At 42.8% G+C, this 22,732-nt stretch carries 19 protein-coding genes and 1 pseudogene; 9 read left to right on the top strand and 11 right to left on the bottom strand.

Going from position 1 to position 22,732, the window contains the following annotated elements:
- Positions 1-12: 12 nt before the first annotated feature.
- The 3 genes from DP116_RS01950 to DP116_RS01940 form a co-directional block, all read right to left on the bottom strand.
- Positions 13-1,440, bottom strand: coding sequence for an exopolysaccharide biosynthesis polyprenyl glycosylphosphotransferase (locus DP116_RS01950; RefSeq protein WP_169153569.1), 1,428 nt, complete (start codon positions 1,438-1,440; stop codon positions 13-15).
- A 179-nt stretch (positions 1,441-1,619) separates the two neighbouring features.
- On the bottom strand, positions 1,620-2,408 hold the full coding sequence (locus tag DP116_RS01945) for a WecB/TagA/CpsF family glycosyltransferase (RefSeq protein WP_169153568.1): 789 nt from the start codon (positions 2,406-2,408) through the stop codon (positions 1,620-1,622).
- 210 nt (positions 2,409-2,618) lie between these two features.
- The gene (locus tag DP116_RS01940) at positions 2,619-3,782 is read right to left on the bottom strand and encodes an endo-1,4-beta-xylanase (RefSeq protein ID WP_169153567.1); all 1,164 of its coding nucleotides are present in this window, start codon (positions 3,780-3,782) and stop codon (positions 2,619-2,621) included.
- Between the two features lie 1,604 nt (positions 3,783-5,386).
- Here DP116_RS01940 and DP116_RS01935 point away from each other — a divergent pair.
- Complete coding sequence (locus DP116_RS01935; RefSeq protein ID WP_169153566.1) at positions 5,387-8,155, top strand: CHASE2 domain-containing protein; 2,769 nt, start codon at positions 5,387-5,389, stop codon at positions 8,153-8,155.
- 121 nt (positions 8,156-8,276) lie between these two features.
- Here the strand turns inward: DP116_RS01935 and DP116_RS01930 are convergent, their stop codons facing one another.
- The 5 genes from DP116_RS01930 to psbQ form a co-directional block, all read right to left on the bottom strand.
- A complete protein-coding gene (locus DP116_RS01930) occupies positions 8,277-8,558 on the bottom strand; it encodes a zinc ribbon domain-containing protein (protein WP_169153565.1) in 282 nt (93 codons plus the stop codon).
- Positions 8,559-8,888: 330 nt separating this feature from the next.
- Positions 8,889-9,467 (bottom strand): protoporphyrinogen oxidase HemJ, encoded by a 579-nt coding sequence (gene hemJ / locus DP116_RS01925; RefSeq protein ID WP_169153564.1) that lies wholly within the window; start codon positions 9,465-9,467, stop codon positions 8,889-8,891.
- Between the two features lie 203 nt (positions 9,468-9,670).
- Positions 9,671-10,522 (bottom strand): alpha/beta fold hydrolase, encoded by an 852-nt coding sequence (locus DP116_RS01920; protein ID WP_169153563.1) that lies wholly within the window; start codon positions 10,520-10,522, stop codon positions 9,671-9,673.
- A 323-nt stretch (positions 10,523-10,845) separates the two neighbouring features.
- Positions 10,846-11,991, bottom strand: a complete 1,146-nt coding sequence (locus DP116_RS01915) for an NAD(P)/FAD-dependent oxidoreductase (RefSeq protein ID WP_169153562.1) — start codon at positions 11,989-11,991, stop codon at positions 10,846-10,848.
- 141 nt (positions 11,992-12,132) lie between these two features.
- The gene (gene psbQ / locus DP116_RS01910) at positions 12,133-12,600 is read right to left on the bottom strand and encodes a photosystem II protein PsbQ (protein WP_169153561.1); all 468 of its coding nucleotides are present in this window, start codon (positions 12,598-12,600) and stop codon (positions 12,133-12,135) included.
- A gap of 244 nt (positions 12,601-12,844) precedes the next feature.
- Here psbQ and DP116_RS01905 point away from each other — a divergent pair, with 244 nt between their 5' ends.
- Positions 12,845-13,276, top strand: a complete 432-nt coding sequence (locus tag DP116_RS01905) for a Tery_1686 family protein (protein WP_169153560.1) — start codon at positions 12,845-12,847, stop codon at positions 13,274-13,276.
- A gap of 29 nt (positions 13,277-13,305) precedes the next feature.
- On the opposite strand, the gene DP116_RS01900 is transcribed toward DP116_RS01905, so the two are convergent.
- Positions 13,306-13,728 (bottom strand): thiol-disulfide oxidoreductase DCC family protein, encoded by a 423-nt coding sequence (locus tag DP116_RS01900; protein ID WP_169153559.1) that lies wholly within the window; start codon positions 13,726-13,728, stop codon positions 13,306-13,308.
- A 154-nt stretch (positions 13,729-13,882) separates the two neighbouring features.
- Here DP116_RS01900 and DP116_RS01895 point away from each other — a divergent pair, with 154 nt between their 5' ends.
- Positions 13,883-14,788 (top strand): AraC family transcriptional regulator, encoded by a 906-nt coding sequence (locus tag DP116_RS01895; protein ID WP_169153558.1) that lies wholly within the window; start codon positions 13,883-13,885, stop codon positions 14,786-14,788.
- Positions 14,789-14,818: 30 nt separating this feature from the next.
- Here the strand turns inward: DP116_RS01895 and DP116_RS01890 are convergent.
- Positions 14,819-15,531, bottom strand: a pseudogene (locus DP116_RS01890) (response regulator transcription factor).
- A 27-nt stretch (positions 15,532-15,558) separates the two neighbouring features.
- Positions 15,559-16,344, bottom strand: a complete 786-nt coding sequence (locus DP116_RS01885; RefSeq protein ID WP_339381555.1) for a sensor histidine kinase — start codon at positions 16,342-16,344, stop codon at positions 15,559-15,561.
- Between the two features lie 22 nt (positions 16,345-16,366).
- On the opposite strand from DP116_RS01885, the gene DP116_RS01880 reads away from it, so the two are divergent.
- From DP116_RS01880 to DP116_RS01855, 6 genes are all read left to right on the top strand, one after another.
- Positions 16,367-16,600, top strand: a complete 234-nt coding sequence (locus DP116_RS01880) for a PqqD family protein (protein ID WP_169153557.1) — start codon at positions 16,367-16,369, stop codon at positions 16,598-16,600.
- Positions 16,597-17,637 carry an ATP-grasp domain-containing protein gene (locus DP116_RS01875; RefSeq protein WP_169153556.1) on the top strand — a complete coding sequence of 347 codons (1,041 nt, stop codon included), beginning with the start codon at positions 16,597-16,599 and terminating at the stop codon, positions 17,635-17,637. Before DP116_RS01880 ends, DP116_RS01875 begins: the two co-directional genes overlap by 4 nt.
- 1 nt (position 17,638) lies before the next feature.
- Complete coding sequence (locus DP116_RS01870) at positions 17,639-19,021, top strand: alanine racemase (RefSeq protein ID WP_169153555.1); 1,383 nt, start codon at positions 17,639-17,641, stop codon at positions 19,019-19,021.
- 38 nt (positions 19,022-19,059) lie between these two features.
- Positions 19,060-20,157 (top strand): urea transporter, encoded by a 1,098-nt coding sequence (locus DP116_RS01865; RefSeq protein ID WP_169153554.1) that lies wholly within the window; start codon positions 19,060-19,062, stop codon positions 20,155-20,157.
- A complete protein-coding gene (locus tag DP116_RS01860) occupies positions 20,135-20,479 on the top strand; it encodes a hypothetical protein (RefSeq protein WP_211173026.1) in 345 nt (114 codons plus the stop codon). The genes DP116_RS01865 and DP116_RS01860 overlap by 23 nt, the downstream gene beginning before the upstream one ends.
- A 663-nt stretch (positions 20,480-21,142) precedes the next feature.
- Positions 21,143-22,690 carry an iron uptake porin gene (locus tag DP116_RS01855; RefSeq protein WP_169153552.1) on the top strand — a complete coding sequence of 516 codons (1,548 nt, stop codon included), beginning with the start codon at positions 21,143-21,145 and terminating at the stop codon, positions 22,688-22,690.
- Positions 22,691-22,732: the final 42 nt, after the last annotated feature.

The raw sequence follows: 22,732 nt of genomic DNA, 5'->3' as shown, positions 1-22,732 counted from the left end.
TAACTGAGTTACCTAGTAGGCACCTGCCTTACTAAAGACAACCTTGACAGTTTTCAGCAAAATTTGCAGATCCAGCCATACAGACCAATTTTCTATGTAAGAGATATCTAGTTTCACCCCATCTTCAAAATTATCGATATCTGATCGACCAGACACCTGCCACAATCCTGTAATACCGGGTAAAACTTCTTGTCGAATAAAGTGCTTTGTTTTGAATTTTTCTACATCCCGCATAGGGAGAGGACGAGGACCAACTAGACTCATCTCTCCAAGGAGAACATTAAACAGTTGGGGCAATTCGTCTAGACTGTAACGGCGCAGAAATTTGCCTAGGCGTGTGATACGAGGGTCGTCTTTCATCTTGAAAAGAACCCCATCCTTGATTTCATTCTTTGCTTCTAGCTTTGCCTGCAACTTTTCTGCATTAGCAACCATTGTGCGGAACTTCCAAATCTTGAAACTCTTACTATGCAGACCAACTCGATTTTGCTGGAAGAACACTGGTCCAGGAGAATCTAACTTAATCAGTGTGGCTATCACCACATAAACAGGAGATAACAGAAGTAACAGTATAGTTGAACAACAAAGATCAAAACTCCGCTTTACCCAAAAATCGCTGCCTGCAATGATTGGTGCCGGAATTGTCATGCAAGGAACTTCACCAATCATCCAAAATATGGATTTGGGGTGACGAACTTCACCCTCAGTTGGCAGTATTCGTAGGGTAATGCCAGCTGTTTGGAAACGCCAGCAAACATATAGACGGTTTTTGATGGCGTTCCAAGAAACAAAAGCCTCTTCTATGCCCTGTGTGCGTAGATATTCAAAGGTTGTCTCTCGGTTCATCAGATCCAAACTGCTAGAATCAGCAATTTTTTGTACGGTGTAGCAATTTTCTTTCTCTATTAGTCGAATATGGCTGTCTTTGTCTTCCGGATCTGTAATCAGAAAAACGGAATGGCGAATTGCTCCTTTGCTACGAAGTAGTTTAGTACCTACATCACAGATAAAGCGACCAGTACAGACGAAAACAACAGATAACAACCAAAAAAGTAGAAAAGTTGAGCGCGAGATATAACTATCTGGCTCGTAGAGAAAGGCAATCAGCAACAGTAAAAGATCTGACAGTGTGACTGCTTTGATCAGACCAAGATAGTTACGACGATTGATACCTGATTTGTATAGTCCTCTGGTCGCAATCACGCCTATTTCAACTGCCAGAATCAGTAGTAAAAAAGATACTTTTTGTGTCCAAGGCGAATCTAATGGAGTGCCATGAATGACTGCTAACTTCCATGCTAGTGCCAAAGAAATGACATCTGAAACACTAAGTGTTCCGACGCGCAGAAATTTGCTGGTTAATCCTTTCTGTATCCTGGTGCCATTTGCTGACCTTAAATCTGGCTTGAACCCTGTAACTGATAAAGATTTAGATGCCACGATTGTTATGACCCCTGTACTTGCACTTTACAAAATAAATTTCCTGGCTAGGTAGAACTTTTAAACTGTTACATTTTGCACATTTCTTTTTGAGAGCATCAAATATCCAAAATTTGGAGTACTATCGACTCTTGATACTTGAGAACCTTAAAAAAAGTGTAATATGTACGTGCATCAGTTTAATATTGCGATGAGGTTCGAGAACGCCTTCTGAACAATTTCGTCAACTGTTGCTGTAGGACTCGATAGAAAAACAACGGATTGCCAAGCACATAACGTTTCCACAATCGTTTTGGTTCTGTGACTAATCTTGTTAACCACTCTAGACCGCTACTAGTCATCCAACGCGGACCTCTGGAGACAGTACCAGTATAAAAATCAAGACATGCCCCAAGAGGGAGAAAAACTTTTGTGTCTATTTTCTCTGAATTATTTAGAATCCAACGTTCTTGTAACGGCATTCCAAAGCCAATATACAAGATATCTGGCTTGAATGTATTGATTTGTTGGATAACAAATTCATTTTCCTCACCAGACTTGTCAAAATAACCGTGATGTCCGTTCACTCTTAAGTTTGGTGCAATCACTTTTAGCTTGGCGATCGCTTGATCTACGGTTCCTGGCTCACCAGCAAGTAAGAATAAGGAAACATTTTCGCGCTCGCAAGCTTTGGCAAAGTCTTCTATATAATCTGGACAGGTCATGCGATGAGATGAATTAACACAACCACCACAGAGTTTTGCTCCTAAGAGAACACCAAATCCATCGCAGAAAACTAAATCGGATTTGTTGAGAAACTCTCTATACCAAGGCAGTTCATAGGCAAAATTCATTGCCCGAGTATTGACATGACCTATGATTGTTTTCTTCTTAAGTTTTGCTGCTTGGACAGCGTAGTCGATCAGTTCATTAACTTTAATTTTATGAAATCTGGTTCCGAGTAACGAAATCTCATCAAATTTTTGCATTTTAGATATTTCCTCCGACATTGTTGAAGTGGTTTTATTGATACTCATATCTCTAGACCGTAAGTACGTGTAAATCCAAACAGACATTTAAATATCTCAAATGCCTTACCCTGATAAGGTAAGTTCAAAAAGGATTTTGATTCTGGTCAGGAAAACTCCACAAGTCTTCATCCTCACCCACATTTTTCCATGCACGACAAAGCTGCTTGATCAACGTTTCGGGGCTTTATCAAACGCTCTTGCTATCCCATTCCATGCCAACTTGGATTTGAAGTTTAAGTCTAGTGGCAAAGGACGTACTGGCGCACCATCTGAACGGGAACCAAACTTTGAAAGCCAAGAGTATTTGTCGCTTAATCCCCAAGTTAAGACCGCAATCACTGCTCGCTCATCTAGGACTACGGAAAGATAGTCTTCGTATTTAGCGGCTACAATGCGATCGCGCACAACGGTATCTGAAGGTAATTTCTGGTCTGTGACGTCTAGTTCGCTAATGATAATCTTTAGACCAAGACTCGCCACGTTAGACAGAAAATTTCGTAGCTTTTTGGGATTCAAGGAAGCGTCACCTAACAAGTGAGATTGAATACCCAGAGCATGAATCGGTGTTCCTCTAGATTTCAGACGTTCTAGTAGTTTCAGAACAGCAGTTCTTTTAACTTCATATTCAGGGGCATTATGCTCCAATCCATTCTCGTTATAGACCAACATGGCTTTGGGATCAGCTTGCGCCGCAACCCGATACGCAAGTTCTATGTAATCTGGACCTAGAAACTTGAGCCACGGAGTTTGTCGTAAGCCTGATTTTAGTCCATCATCTGGTTTTATAGCCTCATTGACCACATCCCAAGAATGTATTTTACCAGCGTAGTGTTTGGTTACAGTTGTAATATGTTCAACCAAAAACTTTTCTGCATTTTGGCGGTTAACGACTTCTTTGAACCACTCAGGTAGTTGCTCATGCCAGACTAAAGCATGTCCTCGAAAAAGCATATTGTGAGTCCGGGCAAATCCAGCTATCCAATCTGCTCTACTAAAGTCAAACACGTCTGGACGAGGTCGCACAAATTGCCACTTGAGCTCGTTTTCTGGTGTCAGAACACCGCACTGCCGAACAATGCTAGCCTGTAAATTTTTGTCTGACGCAAGAACATCTCGCCCACAGGCTACCCCATAAATTAATCCTTTGGCTGCAGCACGCTTGCTTAAGGAAGCAAGTCCCGCTACTTGAAAATCTCTTTTTGGGTTGTCTAATGCATGACTTAAGTACATTGGGTTACTGTTTTTTACCACTGCCAGAGCAGTAGCTCCTGCCAAACTTGATAGACCAATGTACAAAAAACGACGCCTGCTTTGTGACGAGTTTTTGAACATATTATATGTAAATGCAACCGAAACCAAGGATATCTGAATCTTGAAATCAAATTGCTAGTTAGTAACCAACAAGTGAGTATGTGATCAGAACCTCTCCAAAAATCCGTGAGAGGAGAATATGCTTAACATAACCTCTTGTCAGTCTTAGTAGAGAATAAGCTAGCAATTCTTGCGAACTGAATGTCTGGAGAATTCACCACTTATTTTTTTGTCACTTTGAAAGTAGCAGTTAAGCCATTTTCAAAGTAGCTCTACAAGAGCTAAAATTTAGTTTTTCGATTAGATTCTTAGGACGGAATAACATCACTGGAAAACCATTCGCACGATATATTCCCAAGAATTTTATTAAAGTTTGTTGCGTTTCTGCTCATCATACAGCATATGTCAATTTATTGGCAAGTACTAATCTTGGTTATTTATCATACAGCATTGTATATTTCTTAGCAATCAACTTGTTTTAGTTTTTCGTTGATAATAGATGATTATTTTTTAGGTAATTGCTACCTTGTATGACTACTTTGAAAATCAAATTAGTGGGAAAAGTAAGAAAAGTAGGTAACGTACTCACAAATCAAGCTGTCAATTTTTTATCGATAAAAAATGACTTATCTGCTAGCTTTTCGCTAAGGAATTTGAGTCATAAGTCATTAATACCAATAAATTGCCGTAAGTAAATGTGTGAAATGATACAATTCAATGCTCAAAGACGCATTAAATTGGAGAACTAAAGACTTTGCTCTAGTACACATAGCGCGAAAATAAAGCTACCGTTCTAAATCAGCGAAAGACCTAGATGATAAGCTTTTGACTTGTTATCTTCACTTTTGAGGTTCTAGGCATATGGGGAACTTTGCACCAACGCGCTTCTCAGTTGAGGCAGAAGTTATATAAAGTTTTTAGTTCCATTTCATCACAAGCCGATGATATTCTGTTTGCTTTATTAAGTGCAACGTCATAGAGATTTGGTATTATCCCCATAAAGAAAGGCCTTTCCCATCGTCGTTGATAAATAGTCGCAAGGGTAAGAAAAGTATGTAGAACTCTAGCTGACAAAAGCAGTACCAACAAGCAGCATACCTTTTTACTGACATTCACCTATTGACTCTGAATATACCCCGAAATACATATTGACTCTGTTGATTTGCTGGTTTATGTTTCTGATTAGAATTCCGTCAACATACCTAAAACACTTAGGATTGGTATTCCTCCTTATCTTTTGTTCTAAATCTGATGGTGTCAATTGCTTTGAAAAGAGAAAATATTCTACGGGCAAGTAAGAATTGACTTGTAGAGAGTATCTGTGATCACATATTTTTAGAAACGAAAACGCTGCTATAGCTCTTTGGGATTACCTTTTTTTACAACAATACCTGGGAGACTTATGCACACAACTGAACAGATACACTCCAGCAAGGATTAACTTGACAAACAAAGTACACAGAAGATAGAAAAGGAAAACCCGAACTGAAATCTAATTCAAGTTTGACGCCAATAATAATAATCATTTTTTCTGGGCATATTATAATAATTCAATTAAGTCAAGCGTGCGCTTTAGTATAATTGACTGCTGAGATTTTCGGTCTACGACACCTTCAGATTCTCAAATGAACCGTTACACGTATCAAGTCGGTGGTAGTCTAACCATTAATGCTCCTAGCTATGTAGAACGACAGGCTGACAAGCAACTCTATGAAGCTCTCAAAGAAGGTGAATTTTGCTATGTTCTCAACTCTCGGCAAATGGGCAAGTCCTCGCTTCTAGTCAGAACTCGGCATCGCCTACAACAAGATGGGTTTAGATGCACGACTGTGGATATGACCAACATTGGTTGTGAAAATATTACCCCAGAGCAGTGGTACAAGGGAGTCGTTGCTGAGTTATGGCTAGGTTTCAAGCTGTTAGGGAAATTTAACTTAAAAGCTTGGTGGCGGGAGCAGGAGGATATCCCTGTACTCCAAAGGCTGAGCCGATTTATTTCTGAAGTCCTGCTAGTTCAATTTCCCGAAGAAAGACTGTTTATCTTCATTGATGAAGTTGATAGCATCAAGAGCCTTGATTTTTCTGTTGATGACTTTTTTGCCTTCATTCGGTTTTGTTATAATCGCAGAGCAATCGACCCAGAATACAATCGCATCACATTTGTCATTTTTGGGGTAACAACACCATCAGATTTAATTCAAGATCCAAAGCGGACTCCGTTTAATATTGGTAAAGCCATAGAACTGCACGGCTTTACGATGGGTGAAGTGGAGCCATTGGTAAAAGGATTAGCAGTTGAGCAAGGTAATGCTCAGACAATTATCAAAGAAATTTTATCTTGGACAGGAGGACAACCCTTTCTGACGCAAAAACTGTGTCTGTTGGTACAAAGTTCGAGTCAAGATTCAGTGAGTCAGACGCTGATCGTTCTCCCTGGGACTGAGGCATTTTGGGTAGAAAGTATTGTGAAATCACGTATAATCCACAAGTGGGAATCTCAGGATGAGCCAGAACATTTGCGGACAATTAGCGATCGCCTGCTTGCTAATGAGCAAATTGCAGGGCGTAGCTTGGGAATATATCAACAAATTCTGGCTGGGGAAGACGTACCAACCGATGATAGTCCAGAACAGATTGAACTTCTTTTGTCAGGTTTGGTTGTCAATGAGCAGGGATATTTGAGGGTGAAAAACCCAATCTATCAAACAGTCTTTAATTCAGAATGGGTTGCTCTAAAATTGGAAAATTTGCGTCCCTACGCGCAACGCTTTAAAGCTTGGATTGCTTCAAATCAGCAAGATGAGTCCCAGCTTTTGGTGGATCTTGCATTGCAGCAAGCACTGGCTTGGTCAAAAAATAAAAGGCTCAGTGACTTAGATTATCGCTTTCTCGCTGCCAGTCAGGAACTGGCAAAGCGACAAGTTGAAACCGATTTAGCCGCAGAAAAACAGGCACGACAAATTGAACGAGAAAAAGCTCAATTTGCCGTACTTGCTGCCCAACAAGCGAATCGAATATTGGCAAACGCACGCAAAGCCGCAAAACGAAAAGCCCAAAAGCTACGTCTGAGTAAATTCTGGATGGGATGCATTGCTGGGGGAGTTGCCAGTTTTGTTATTCTTCTACGTTTTACTGGACTACTACAGGGGATGGAGTGGTCAATGCTAGATTCTTTTTTTCAGGCGCGTCCTCCTGCAGCAGTTGACCCCCGTATTACTATAATTACAATTGATGAGCCAGATATTAAGCAAATTGGTCAATATCCTCTGACAGACCGGGTGTTAACTCAAGCGATCCGCAAAATAAAAAGCTATAAACCTAGAGCGATCGGGCTGGATTTGTATCGAGATTTGCCGATAGAACCTGGTCATCAGGAATTAGTAGAACTTTATAAAACAACTGAGAATCTCATTGGTATTGAAAAGGCAGTGGGTAGTCAGGTGGCTGCACCACCAACTTTAGCCCAATTAGGTCAGGTTGGTCTTGCTGATCAGGTTTTAGATGGAGATGGCAAGTTGCGTCGGGCGTTGCTTTCAGTTAAACTAGAAAACTCTTCATTACACCTTAATCTTGGTTTGCAGCTCGCACTTCGCTATCTAGAAGCTGAAGGTATCACCCCTCAACCTCAGACCAAGCATCGCGAGCAAATTCACCTCGGCAAAACAGTGCTTGTTCCCTTTCAACCCAATGACGGTGGCTATGTCCAGGCTGATGCTGGAGGCTATCAAGTTTTGCTCAACTTTCATGGTACTGAGCAACAGTTTCAGAGGTTCTCGCTCATAGATTTGTTAGCTAATAAGATACCACTAGAGTTGATGCGCGATCGCGTTGTCCTCATCGGCTCCACCGCTGAAAGCGTCAACGATATGTTTCAAACACCACTAAGCAGTCAGAACGTTGGTTCTGCAAAACAAATGGCAGGGGTGACGATTCACGCCAATATTACTAGCATGATTTTGAGTGCTGCGCTACAGGGGCGACCCCTGCTAACAGTTCGATCTAAACCAATGGAATGGCTTTGGATTTTGCTTTGGTGTAGTGTGGGAACTGCGTTAGCCTGGCAGAGAAAGTCACCTCAATCTATAATTACTGCCGTTGCTATTGCGGAGGGAGGACTCATAGCAATTGCCTACCTTGCCTTTTTACAAGGTTGCTGGATTCCTGTTGTTCCTGCGATGATTGGACTTGTGATTGCTGCTGTGACTCTGCCAATTGTCACGAATCGGCAATCAGAAAAAGCTCAACTTTATCAAACTGTAGAGTTGTTAGTTGCTATTTCACGGGAGGAACCTGCTGTCGGACAGATTGCCCTTGAATATCTCAAACAAGCAGAAAGTTCTGATAATCAGGCGTTAATTGAGCAGATACTTCGCCAAGAGCAACGCTTACATTAGTACTTCAACTCTTGGGATGCAGATCTAGTTGTACAATTTCTGCTATGTAAAATCTAGACAAACTAGACATTTACTTCTTACTTCATCGGGAGCATGGGAGCGGTTATCCCTCTGTAAGCTTTCACGCTGTAGCCAAACGCGATAAATTGATTGCTGCGTTTACATCTCTATTTATAGATGTTCCACAATTTTCACAAAGTCTACTGCGGGAACCTGCACCAGAGGTATCTTTTGGTTTCCCTTGTCTTGGTGGTATAAAATTCTGCTGCGATATAAGCTGTTGTGGTAAGGTAGTGCTTCTAGCTTCTAATTTTTCCTGAGCGTGAGCAGATAAGCTTAGGCTCAGTAAGAATTCTACGAATAACCAGATTGTTAAAATTTTACCAAAATAAATAATTTTCATTTAGTAGATATCGTCCTAGGGGATATTCCGTAAGTAAATACAGTAATCAGTATAGAATATGGCAATTATAAAAAATAATAACCAGAGCCTTAGAGTTTTATCTAGCTGCAGATAGATGCCTAATCATGACTCTAACAAAAATAATTTTTTTCAAAAAAAGCTTAACTGAAATTTTATGTTATTTATATAAAATTTCAATAAAGTAGAAGAGATAAGTATTTTTAAGTATGTCGCATAATACTGTAGTTTCCTAACATACAAACAAAGCCTGCTTTGGCAGGCTGCGTATGTATGTATAACTGAGGGTTTAAGATATAGACCAAAGCTTATTTAGCTGCTTTGCTGCTGCACCATTTCTGTTGTCAGCTTTTCCTTATCTTTGCGGCGTTTTCTCGCGTAAAGCTGAATAGTCGCCGCCATCCCAATAATCATGCCGACAATACCCCAAGCTGTGATATCTGTAGGTAGATTGTTTTTGAACACAGCTAGCAATACAATCACCACTAACATAACTGTAGGTGCTTCATTTAACGCCCTCAACTGCTGACTGTTCCATTTGCACGTGTCTTGGGCTAACTGCTTCATAAGACGCTTACAGTAATGATGATAGCCAAGTAAAAGGACAACAAATCCCAGTTTTACATGTAACCATCCTTCTTTGAGAACATCTGGTTCCCTACTCAATAAACCAATCGCCATTGCGACTGTTACCAGCATCCCTGGAGTTGTGATGATATTGTACAGACGCTTTTCCATTATCTGATACTGATTTTTCAGTATTGTGCGCGCTGGTTCCGGTTCTTGGTTGGCTTCAACATGGTAGATGAAAAGACGCACGAGGTAGAACAAACCAGCAAACCAAACGACTATACCGACAATGTGAAAAGCCTTAAACCAGGAATAAGCCATGAATCTTTTTCTCCATTAATGGATTTTTGGCACACATAAATAATGTAAAGGTGCTATAGAAATCCTATCTGATTTATGAAACTTAACTCTGGTTATTTAACGAATTGCAAAACAGATGAGCATAAAATGCTCACTCGACAAAATTTGAAATCTTAAGAAGATATAAAAGTGATGTCACTCTTGAATTCCAATTGCTATCATTATTAATTGCTATCTTTAACACGAACAAAAGGCAAAAGGTCTTCAAGAATTGTTTCGTGATAATGTTCTTGAGGATAATGACCAACATTGTTAAGTTTAATCAAACTCCCTTTTTCCAGGGAATTCACAAAATATTGAGCTATATTTATAGGTAGCCAAGGATCTATCATTCCCCACAAAATTAAAATTTCTTGGTGCAATTCCTTAAAACCATTATCTATTTCCGTCATTGCTGAGCGCAACTGCAAATTACGGATAGTTGCTAACAAACTTCTTCCAGCAGCAGAACTTTTCAAAAAGGGTTTACGATAAATATTTAAATGTTCTTCTGTAATGACGTAACGACAGCCACCTTCTAGAGTCCGGTCAACTAACAGTGGATCTTGAGTAATCATGTCACCTGCAAAAGGTAATCCCATTTGTTGAATTTTCCACGGTAACTTCGCCTGAGTAGAAATTGGTGTGTTAAGTATGGTTATATTGGCAATTTGTTCTGGATGACGCAAGGCATATTGTAGACCAACAGAACCTAAAAAGCCTTGCACAACTAAGGAAAAACGTTCAAGTTCTATAGATTTTAGAAATCCTTCTAAAGCTGTCAGAAAAGCATCAGGTGTGTAAGCGAAATCTCTTTTGTCTGGTTTGGAAGAAAAACCAAAGCCGATCCAATCAGGCGCTATTGCTCTTGTTCCTTGCTTTGCCAAAGCTGGCATAATATTGCGCCAACTATAACTTTGTGATGGTAAACCATGTAGCAGTAAGACAGGAAGTAACTCACTTCTACCAGTAGGTACTGCTTCCCGGTAAAACCATTCTAACGAGCCGACTTGAATTTTGTTTTCTGTTATTGACATTTGAATGTACGAATGAAATAAGAACAAAAAAAAAGAAAAAGAAGTTTGTTATTGATATTGGAAATTGTGATACGTTTCACCTCACCCCGCCCTTCGGGCACCCCTCTCCTTATTAAGGAGAGGGGAACTCACTGATCCCCACGTTCATGCGTAGCTTGTCCGGAGGACATAGTGGGGACTAGGGGCACCTGGTGAGATCGTTTTATTATTAAGTAATTAAGCGAACCTGATATAAGTGGATTTATTGGAAGCCTCGTAGGTAGGTTTTGTTTCTCCCGCTACGACTTTTTATCGTCAGATTAAGATTGGGTTATTAATTATGATTAGTTAGCAATAATCATCTCACGAATTGCGTAAGCTGTCGCTGGTGCAAGTAAAACCCCATTGCGATAATGTCCAGTAGCAAGCAAGATGTTACTATATCCAGGCAATTTACCAATTACTGGTGCTGGACGTCCTTCAGGACGAGGACGTAACCCTGACCAAGTACGGATAGTTGTCGCTGTTGCTAAGTCTGGGCAAAAGGCGATCGCCTGCTTTCTAACCAACTCCAGCAGTTCTTTATCAGCTATGACCTCATCTTTTTTATTGGTCGGAAATTCAACCGTTGCACCTATCCAGTAATCCCCACCACCTACGGGGACAATATGGACATCATCACCTGTAATCACCGGCTGGAAGTCAGGATTTCCAAGACAATGTCCTAAGCGAACACACAAAGCTTGCCCTAGCACAGGGCGAATATCAACCATTTGCTTTAATTGTGCACTCAATAAAGAAGAACCCAACCCAGCCGCTACAACAAACCAATCAGCAGTCATTTTTCCCTCTGGCGTCTGAAGTTGGTTGCAATATTTTTCAGAATCTCTTTCTTGAGAAGGAGACAACGGCTGGGGTTCTATACCCAAAACCGGAACACCAAATTTGAAATCAACACCGTTATGCTTTGCAGCGTCAATGAGAGCTAAGGTGAGGGAAGTTGGATCAACTTGGCGATCGCACGGAGAGTAAACAGCCCCCACAATCTGATCGTTATTCACATGGGGACAAACTTGCTTGAGTTTATCAGTATCCCAAATTTCTAGGGAAAAACCTTGAGATTGGCGAATTTCTTGCAACTTTTCCCATTCAGAGATTCCCCCATCTTCTTTTTCTAAAGAAGACATAGAAGGTTCAGGTAGCAGCATAAGGATTCCCTGACGGTTGTAGCCAATTTTACGATCTGTAAGGGTTTCTAATTCAGGAATGAGAGTTTCATAACCGAGTATGCTTGTTTGTCGCATCTGCCAAGCCTTCCCCTTGGTTTTTTGGCTGATGATACCCATTAAAACACCCAGTGCTGCTCCTGTAGAGGCAAGTGCTGGTGGTTGTTGGTCAACAACTGTGATTCTTAGCCCGTTGACTTTGCTAAGTTCATAGGCAATTGCTGCCCCAACCACACCGCAACCGATGATAACGACATGACTCATTGTTTCTGCAAGTGAAGACAAAGAAGATGGGAAGGTGAGGAAGTGGAGTTGTGGGAAAGCCGGAATATGGAAGATAACTTTTCCTTGCTTTCCTGCTCCTGGTGCTTTTGTTCCCCCATCTTCCTCTTCACCCTATCACGCTTAGCTTTCTTCTGACGGACTGCTTGTTTGAGGAACCAGTTGTAAGAATTTGTCAATGTCTGCAAAAGCAGCTACTGAGCTATTCAAGGCACCATTCGTGTTACCAACCTCAGCAGCTTGGTCGATTTTTATGAGCTTATCCAACAAATCACGCACTAACTCACGTCCTGCTGATTGGTCTTTGGGTAGCAGATTGGATGTAACATAGTTCATCGACAGCCTTGCTTCTGTCATCGGACCATGTGTGAAGTTTCCAACTTTCACCCACTGTTTGGTTTGGATCAGCCTTTCGAGTTCTCGTGAGCGTTCTTTTACACCCTGAATGTCAGAAACGTATTCCTGAATTTTCACCAATTGATCTGGTGTGTATGTTGGAGGTGGTGTTGCGACCCCAGGACCGCCACAACTAATGAGAAAAATTGCTAAGAATCCTAGAAGGAGCGACAAAATTGAGCGTTGACGCAGCATAAGCTAAACTTATTTTACTTACCAATGATCAGTGTCATTTTAGATCGCTGGCGTATCCCATCGTTCCTACTAATGACGAATTTTGCGGAAAATTTTCTATCTTTACTTAATATTTTCGGTCAAAGGCATATTTTTGATCTTTTTTTCTTGAAATTTTGAGTAAAATTGCTTAAAATAGCCAGACTAAGTCATTCAATATTCAAGCACCCTCATACGCCTGGTGAAATAACGTAGGAGTGTTTTTGTGAACGCAGCTGAGATGGCAACAAACCTTGAATTTGCCAGCAAGATCGCTACCGTAGTTAATTTATTCAAATCTGAGTTTCCAGATGCCAGATCGGATCTCAAACCTTGGAAAAACGATCCGCAAACCAGAGAGTTAGTCGATCCAGATTCTATAGACATTGGCTTTCACTTTCCTGGCATCAGTAAATCATGGCAAAGCCGCAGTATATTAATACAAATCCGTTTTTATCATGACCATTTAAATGGTTCACGTCGTGCTATTGGCGTAGAAGTCGCTGGTTTCAGCCATATTGGTGAACAGTGGCGACTTTCTACAGTAGAAAATTGGAGTTTCGTGGGAACATCTGTACCTTCTGTGCAGGTGGGGGAAAAGCTTAAAGATTTTTGTAGGCAGATACTGGAGATTTTTAATTCTGCTCCTCCCATCTGATAATTATGAAGGCGGGAGTTTGCTGGTTTTCAGGAAGCATCATTTTTAGCAACCTTGCAACCACCATCAATGCAATAGGTCGATTCATAAGTACTAGAACGTTTGCCAAAGATAGTGTAACGGTGATCTCGGATTTGTTCGTAAAAGCGATCGCCCGCCCACTTTACCCCTGGTAAAGCCCGATATGCATCTACAAATACACTACCATTAGGCAACAATCGCCCAATTTCCTCAGCAGCTGCACTGCCTTGCCAGCGTCTTTCTGGTGCATCTGCATCTATGAGAATCATACCCAACTCACAATCTTCGGGTGTAATTCCCCACTGTTGGAGAGTTGACTCGTCTTGCATAGCAACGTAGCGAAAAAGTTGTCCCTGATCAAGAGTCTCCAGCATTTGCACTCCTGTGACACAGAGATTGCAATTCCCATCGTAGATAACTAAGTAACTCATAGAAGTCGCAGATTCTGTTTGAACACTTAATATTTTAATTAGTGTGTTAACATTTATAGCATTAAACTTTTGTTTTTAAAGACAGCATCCAAGCTGTATTAGAAAGCAAGTATACGGGTGTACCTTAAAAGCAATCGTTTCTGGGGTGAAAGCGATGCGAACAGAAAAAATCATAAGTGTTGATTTTGCTCAGGAAGATGCATATTCACAAATTCTTCCGCGATCGCCCCTGATCACCAGTTACCATGCTAACTGGAATGATTTTCGCCTAGACTATCATCAACAGCCTCCTTTTGAGACACCAGAACATACTCCTCAACAACACGTCATCAGTATAAGTCTTACAAAACAGCCTATCAACGTAGAACGGGTGTTGGACGGACACGTCCAGCATGAGTGTATTAAATATGGCGACATTGTCGTTATTCCAGCAAGCAGTTATCACAAATTAAGCTGGGAGATAGAAGCTGAATTTTTAGTGCTTAGTTTGGAAAAAGCTTTGTTTGCTCGTGCTGGTTATGATTTGATAGATATGCAATACACGGATATTATACCACATTTTGCTGATTCAGATCCGTTGATTCAACAAATTGGACTAGCACTACAATCAGAACTAGAATCAGATGGTATGGGTAGTCGTGTGTATATAGAATCTCTAGCAACGACTCTATGCATTCATCTGCTAAGACACTATTCTGTATCTTCTTCAAAGATTACTAAACATCCAGAAGGACTTTCGCGTTTAAAGTTGCGGCAAGCTATTGAATATATTAATCAAAACTTAGAAAAAGATTTAGGCTTAGCTGAAATTGCGACAGCAGTGGGGATGAGTATGTATCATTTCTCACGTCTGTTTAAACAATCGACTTGTTTTTCGCCGCACCAATACGTTATGAATTGCAGAATAGAGGAAGCGAAAAGGTTATTAACTAAAACAGAACAAGCGATAGACCAAATCTACCCGCAAGTAGGTTTTCAAAATCAAAGCCATTTCACAAACGTCTTTCGTAAACTTATGGGTACAACACCTAACGCCTATAGAAAACAGGTGAAAATCTAAATAAAAAACTCAGGACACATAAGTCAGAACTCAGAATTCAACTTTTTTGCTTTCACCTGAAGAATTATCCAACAGGGACACAAAGGAATGGGCAAAGATAGCAGCTTGTGTGCGATCGCGTAGATTTAACCGACCCAGAATATTCGTTACGTGATTTTTCACCGTTCTTTTAGCAATGTAGAGAGACTCTGCAATTTCTTGATTGCTAGCACCAGTAGCAATTAAACGCAAAACTTCTCTTTCTCTAGGGGTGAGTTCAGCAAACTCAGGTGGGGGATTTAGGGGTTTTGGCGTTGTAGAGTGTCCTAAAGGAGACAAGAATTTCTCGAATAAGCCTGGTCCTAGCTGAGTATATCCTAGATAAACCGACCGGATAGCATTTGCCAATAATTCTAAAGGTGTATCTTTTAACAAATAACCCCTCGCTCCAAATCGCATTGCTTGTGAAACATATTCATCGTCATCAAAAGTCGTCAACACCAACACTTTCACTGCGGGAAAGTGCTGAGAAATCACCTCAGTTGCTGCTACACCATCCATGACGGGCATACGGACATCCATTAATACCAAATCTGGTTGCAGGACTTGTACTTGGGCGATCGCGAAGCGGCTCCCTGCTGGAGCATCGCACTTTCACCATTATCTGCATCGCCAACAATCACAAAGTCGGGTTTGGACTCCAACAAGCTTTTTAAGCCCTGACGAATAATCATCTGGTCGTCTACCAATAACAGGCGAATCATAGCAACAGAGAAATCATAATTATTGCGTTAACCGTGATATGGAAATACTGCGATAATTCGGCAACCGCATCCTGATTCACTGAAAATGCGAAAATGACCTCCTAGCGCCAGCGTTCGTTCTCGCATTCCTTGAATACCAAATCCTGTCGTGTTCTGGTATGGGTTGAAGCCTCGACCGTTGTCACAAAGCTGCAAATACAGGGAATCAGCAGTTGTTTGTAAGTCAATTGTGACCACAGTTGCGGCGCTATGCTTGGAAATATTTGTTAGGGCTTCTTGAACAATGCGGTAAATTGTCGTACCAACTTCACCGGATAATGGTTGAGGTAGGCAGAGCTTGTAGTCTGGGATAATGCCAGTGCGGCGCTGAAAGTCCGAAAGCAAAAGTGCGATCGCAGACTCTAAAGATTTTCCTTGCAGCGCGTCACAACGCAGCGTCGCTACAGATTGTCGCACTTCTCGCAAAGCACTGCTACCAAGTTGCTTGGCTTCCTCTAAGAAGGTTTTCGCTTTATCAAGATTCGATGACAGAAACAGTAAAGCGTTTTCTAGCTGGATACTTTGAGCCGTGAGCGAGTGTCCCAAAGCATCGTGGATTTCACGGGCAATGCGGTTGCGTTCTTGTAGCGTTGCTTGGTCTTCAACGCGGAGGGCATATCGATGGAGTTGTTGGTGAGCAATAGCTAATTTCTCCCTACTCTGCCGTTCTGAAAGCAAAGCATTGATTAACAACAACACAAACACCAGCACCAAGCCAAACATCAGTCCTACATTAAACACCAAATTCCAGATATCTACAAATGGTCTTTGCAAGAAGTTTTTTGGTGGTTGTGATATGACTAGCGGAATCAACGAGGTGAAAACAAAGGATATAGATGCCACTGGTGAAAGCTTTATGTTAAACCATTGTGGTCAGTTAGTCTTGCAACGACTGCGACACGGCGAGACTCAGCAACAAATTGTCCAGGTTCTATGCGATCGCTTCGACATTGCTCACACTATAGCAGAACGCGATGTTGCAGACTTTTGCCAGCAACTCAAAACCTTGGGACTAACAGAGGATAAATGAAACCTTTCACAATTGCCATTACAGGTATCAATGCAGTCGATAATCCTGGTCCCGGTACGGGTATTGCCCGCAGCCTACGCGAGGACAACCAATTGCCAACCCAAATCATCGGATTTGCTTACGATGTTATGGAGCCGGGGCTGTATATGGATTGGCTGTTTGATCGCCGATACCTTATGCCTTATCCCTCTTCAGAACCGGAGGTTCTGATTGAGCGATTGCAGCAGATCCAACAGCAGGTTGGACTGGATTGCGTCATTCCCAATTTAGATGTGGAATTGCCGCTTTACATCCGGTGTGCCAAGGAATTGGAGTCGTTAGGCATCCGAACTTATCTGCCTACGCGAGAGCAGTTCGCCTTACGCAACAAGACACAACTTGCGAAAGTGGCGACGGCGTTTGGTGTCCGCACACCGCAAACATTCACTGTTACCTCGATCCAAGAACTACGTGACGCGATCGCATCACTAGGGTTACCGTTGATGATGAAAGGTCCGTATCACGGAGCGTATCGAGTGTTGACCGAGGATGAAGCACTGCAACGCTTTCATCACTTAGCAGCCCAATGGGGCTACCTGATCATCATGCAGCAAATTATCAGTGGTACCGAGCTAAACCTGGTTGGGATCGGGGATGGCAAAGGAAGCCATCTCGGTTTAGTGGCGACCAAAAAGATGTCGGTGACTGAACTCGGCAAAATCTGGAGCGGTGTGACGATCCATCATCCGGGCTTACTACAGGCGGCGGAAGCATTCCTACAGCATACCAAATGGAAGGGACCCTTTGAGTTGGAATGCATTGTCGATGCCGACGGCATGATTTATCTGATCGAGATCAATCCGCGCTTTCCAGCATGGACTTACTTTGCAACCGGGGTAGGTGTTAATCTGCCAGCACGTCTAGTCAGGGCAGCACTCGGATTACCCTTACCTGCCTTGCCCTCCTACGAAGCGGGCAAGTTATTCATGCGCTACACCTACGAGATGGTAACGGATGCAACCCCTCTACAAACTCTAGTGACCTTGGGAGAACGATGATATGCAGACCCAGTACGAAAAACCCGTAATTCAAAAACTACACAGCGGATTAATGAACAAGTTTGCGGGGAGCACTCTGTTGCACCGCAAGGTGAAAACAGAAATTGCAGGTGTTGCTATCGACGAGCTGGTGGCGCAGTACGGCTCACCGCTGTTTGTCTATTCAGAACAGATGCTGCGTCGGAAGTTCCGCAGCATCCGCAATGCATTCACGACTCGTTACCCAAATGTGACTTTTGGCTGGTCCTACAAAACCAATTATTTGAAGGCAATTTGCGCCATCCTGCATCAAGAAGGGGCAATGGCTGAATTGGTTTCAAAAATGGAATACGACAAAGCAAAAGCACTAGGTATTCCAGGGAATCAAATCATTCTCAACGGACCGCACAAACCTTTTGCCACCCTAGAAGCTGCTGTGCGCGATGGAGTCACAATCAATATTGATCACTTAGATGAAATTGAGGATTTGGAGGCGATCGCCACCCGCCTCCAGAAAATCATTCCCGTGGGTATCCGACTCAACCTAGATGCTGGAATTCAACCCTGCTGGTCGCGCTTTGGCTTCAATCTAGAATCTGGTCAAGCAATGGATGCCATCCGGCGCATCGCCAGTGGGGGTAAACTGCAGGTGAACGGATTACACAGCCATATTGGAACGTTCATCATGGAACCCGCAGCTTATGCTCGCCAAGTCGAGAAAATGGTGGCATTTGGCTATGAAATCGAGCAAGAGTGCGGTTGGCGGATGGACTACATCGACATAGGGGGTGGCTTCCCATCCCGCAGCCGTCTAAAAGGTAGCTACCATGCCGTAGATGTCATGCTGCCGTCAATTGAGGAATACGCGGATGCTGTTTGTGACGCTTTATGGGCGGCGCTGAAACCTGAGCATACGCCTCAACTCATTATCGAATCCGGTCGGGCAGTAGTTGATGAAGCGGGGACACTCATTACCAGTGTGTGCGGTACCAAGCGACTGCCCGATGGCACCCGAGCGTATGTCATAGATGCTGGTGTCAATTTACTGTTCACAAGCTTTTGGTATCGCTTTGATATCGCCCTCGCTCAACCAGTTTCTGGTCCCTACGAACCTTCAGTCATCTACGGACCACTGTGCATGAATATTGATGTTGTTGATGACAAGATTTCCCTCCCCCCGCTATCGCGTGGCACCCAATTGGTCATTTCCACCGTGGGTGCCTACAACAACACGCAATGGTTACAGTTCATTGAATATCGTCCCAATGTGGTGTTGATCACAGAGACGGGCGACGTTGAACTGATTCGTGCGGCGGAAGACCTCAGTGATCTGGAACGACGGGAACACCTCCCGCCCCGACTGGCAACGAACGCTATGTTCCATGATCTCACGACAAAGTTGTAACTTTTAAACCACAGGACGGAGCTAAGGACATGTGGAATGTGCTTTATCAATCCGCCCTGGGGCGTCTTAAGCTGACGACCTTAAACAACCAGAAGCAAACGACGCAAGGGTGGACTACCATGCAATGGTTACGAACGCTTCGACATCTGGTGCGTGCTGTGTGTGCTGCCACTGCTGAGATTCTGTTTCTGCGAGGTGTCGGGGTTGGGGCGCTGCTGCTGTCCGCTATGCTGCTGCAACCCTCAGTCATGGTGATGGGGCTTGTTGGGGTGTTGGCGGCAGTTGCCTTTGCCAGAGTGACGCAAGTTGATGTGATGTATTTAGAGCGGGGACCATTACTATTTAACCCGCTCTTGGCGGGGCTGAGTGTTGGTTATTTGTTCCAACCGAGTGTGGCATCGCTGTTTCTGGCGGCGACTGCTGGCATACTGGCATTTGTTCTGACTTGGACGTTATCCCATGTTTTGTACACGTTCTTTTTACTACCAGTCTTGAGCCTGCCGTTCGTTGTTGTGAGTTGGAGCGTTCATTTAGCAGCGTTTCGCTTTGCTGGTTTGCAACACGCTGTCGTTCCTGCATATGCCTACTCGATTGGTTTGCCAGTCCCCCTTGAGGGCTTCCTACGCACACTCGGGTTAATCTTCTTTTTGCCTAATGTGTGGGTTGGTATGGTGGTCGCGTTGTTGCTGTTGTTGAATTCGCGCATTCAATTTTTGTTGGCGGTGTTTAGCTATGCTTTTGGGTCATTTATTCAAGGCATCTTGACAGGAACGTTCGCTTATGTATATTACGACCCGGCGGCACTAAATTTCATTTTGGTGGCTCTGGCGCTTGGCGGGTATTATTTGCTGCCATCGCCTCAAAGCTATATGCTAGCAGCTCTTGGTGTTGCATTAGCAGCCTTGCTAGGTCAAGCTGTGAGTGTCTTCTGGGCGGCGGTAGCGTTGCCAGTGCATGCGTTACCCTACAACTTAGTCACCTTGTTACTATTGTATCTATTGGGTCTTGTGGGGCATCAGTTGCTGGCACGATACCCCCAATCGTCACCAGAGAAGACCTTGGATTATGAGTTGACGGCACGGCGGCGATTTCAGGGCAGTAGTGGTCGCCTCCTTGCCTTACCGTTTGGAAGGTGACGATCCAAGGCTTGCGTTGTTGTTTCTGGCAATGCCCAGACTACCCCTAGCACGTCAAACTGGACAGCAATGGTTTGACTACTTGCCAAGCAGTATGCTTGTAAGTGGTTTGCGCTTGGTACTTTACCAGTTTTGCAGTTCGTTCTATCCACGGTTAGCATCGGCACGGTATGTGGGGCAATGGCAATCTAATGGCACATTAATTGGCACAATCTCAATACCAAAAGTCGCACACAAGATTCACACATCTACCTCTTTTAATCGAGACAACCAATTGGTGAGAGTTAGTGTAGGGGATCTATCTCTGGTACGCCAACAGTAAGAAATAGCTAGCAATTTTGGATTTTAAACCGCTATCAGTTATCAATTATCGATTTGATAATTGATAATTGATAACTGATTATTCAGTTGTAGCTAGCAACAAAAATATTCGTTATTTCAAGCCCCCGTCCGAGGCGTTGTGGGGGAATTGTTCATTGATAATTGATTCTTGATTTTTTTTCGCTAATGTTCGTAGATTTTGGCGTCCTACAAAAAACAGCAGTGTTACTAATACCAATTCTCCATGAGGATGCACTTAATGTTTATTAAACGATTAGCAACAAGACGCCTTAGACGCGCAGCGGTGAGACAGCGCGAATGACGGTGAGGGGGTCGCAGCTCTTAAGGTTCCCGTCGATTGCGAACCCCCGTTCGCGTAGCGTCTCCGAAGGAGATACCCGGAGGGCTTTCCCGACAGAGGCGACTGCGTATGCGCAAAGCGCACGCAAGCGAGGGCTAACGCGTAGCGTGTCCGTTCGGCACGGGGCCGTGCCCGTTCGGCACGGGGCCGTGGCGTTAGCCATAGGGCTCAGGACATACCCGAAGGGCGTGCCGTAGGCTAGAACGCCAAGAATGAAAGAGTAAGTATTAAGTGCAAGTTTACAGAGAATTGGTATAAATCAGGGAATTAAGTACATTTTGTTGTCCGGTTTAAGAAACCATTATGTTCAAAATAGCTTCAAGTCACTTAACTCTTGGTTTGACAAGTCTAGTTGGTGGATTATTACTTACAAATACAATTTTAGTAACAGAAGCAATGGCGCAGAGCGCCCGCCCCACAGAGGCGATGACTCAAATCAATTCAGTTTCTCAACTATCTGATGTAACACCAACAGATTGGGCATTTCAAGCAGTGCAGTCTTTGGTTGAACGATATGGTTGCATTGCAGGCTATCTTGACAAAACCTACAGAGGAAATCGTGCTTTGAGCCGTTACGAGTTTGCGGCTGGGTTAAATGCCTGCATAAATCGCATCAATGAACTCATTGCTGAAAGTACTATTGATTTAGTTAAGAAAGAAGATTTAGAAACTTTAAAAAAATTGCAAGAGGAATTTGCCGCAGAACTTGCCACTTTACGAGGTCGAGTTGATACACTTGAGGCTCAGACAGCTACTTTACAGGCACAAGAGTTTTCTACAACTGCTAAACTGGTTGGCGAAGTTGTTTTTGCAATAACCGACGAATTTAATCAATCGGTTAATAATAACACCGTTTTTCAACAAAGGGTTCGCTTGGATATTCAGAACAGCTTTACGGGAAAAGATATCCTACATATTAGACTGGCTGCAGGTAACACAAATATCTTCAATCTCAAAGGTAATGGAGTTGAAGGTATTCAGACTTTTAATTTCGGAAATACCAACAATTCAATCTATGTTGACTGGATGTCTTACTTTTTTCCAATTGGTGAAAACATTGAAGGTTATGTCGCAGCAGTTGGAGGAGTCCACTACGACTTCGTGCCTACAGTAAGTTCTTATCTAGAAGGATACGACAGTGGTGTCGGTTCGCTTTCAATCTTTGGTCAGCACAATCCTATTTATTTGATTGGGGGTGGCTCGGGAGCGGGATTTACTTACTCATTGAGTAAAAAATTATCATTATCTGCTGGTTATTTAGCAGACAATTCTGATTTGTTTAATGACAACTATGCAGCTTTAGCTCAGCTAACCTTTTCACCAAGTGACCAGTTTTCAATCGGTCTTACATATATTAATGCTTATCGTAAATCTGCCATTTTTGATACTGGGAGCAATCTTGCTTCAGTGGGCACAAACCTAGCCAATGGTGGAGGATTTGATTTTGGTACAGTTCCATCAAAAGTCAATGCCTATGGTGCAGAGTTTACGTACAAAGTTAGTTCTGAGTTTGCAATCAACGGCTGGTTTTCTTACATCAATGCTGACTTCGTTAATCTTGGAACTGGAGACATTTGGACTTATGCACTCACCTTTGCCTTTCCTGATCTTGGCAAAAAAAATAACTTAGGTGGCATTGTAGTAGGCGTGGAGCCTTATTTAGGTAATGCAAGTAAGTTTGCAAGCGGTGCCAAGAATGACATACCAATTCATATAGAAGGCTTCTACAAATACCAGTTAAATAGCAACATCTCAATCACCCCAGGTTTGATTTGGGTTCTTTCACCAGGTCAAAACTCAGAAAATCGTGACGCAATTATTGGTACACTCAGGACAACTTTTGTGTTCTAACACTGGTTGTGTTGCAAAAAAACGTAGCGAAATTTTCACAGC

The organism is Brasilonema bromeliae SPC951, assembly GCF_012912135.1.
Taxonomy (GTDB): domain Bacteria; phylum Cyanobacteriota; class Cyanobacteriia; order Cyanobacteriales; family Nostocaceae; genus Brasilonema; species Brasilonema bromeliae.
Note: the sequence above shows the minus strand (reverse complement) of the source record. Positions and strands in the feature narration are given on the sequence as shown.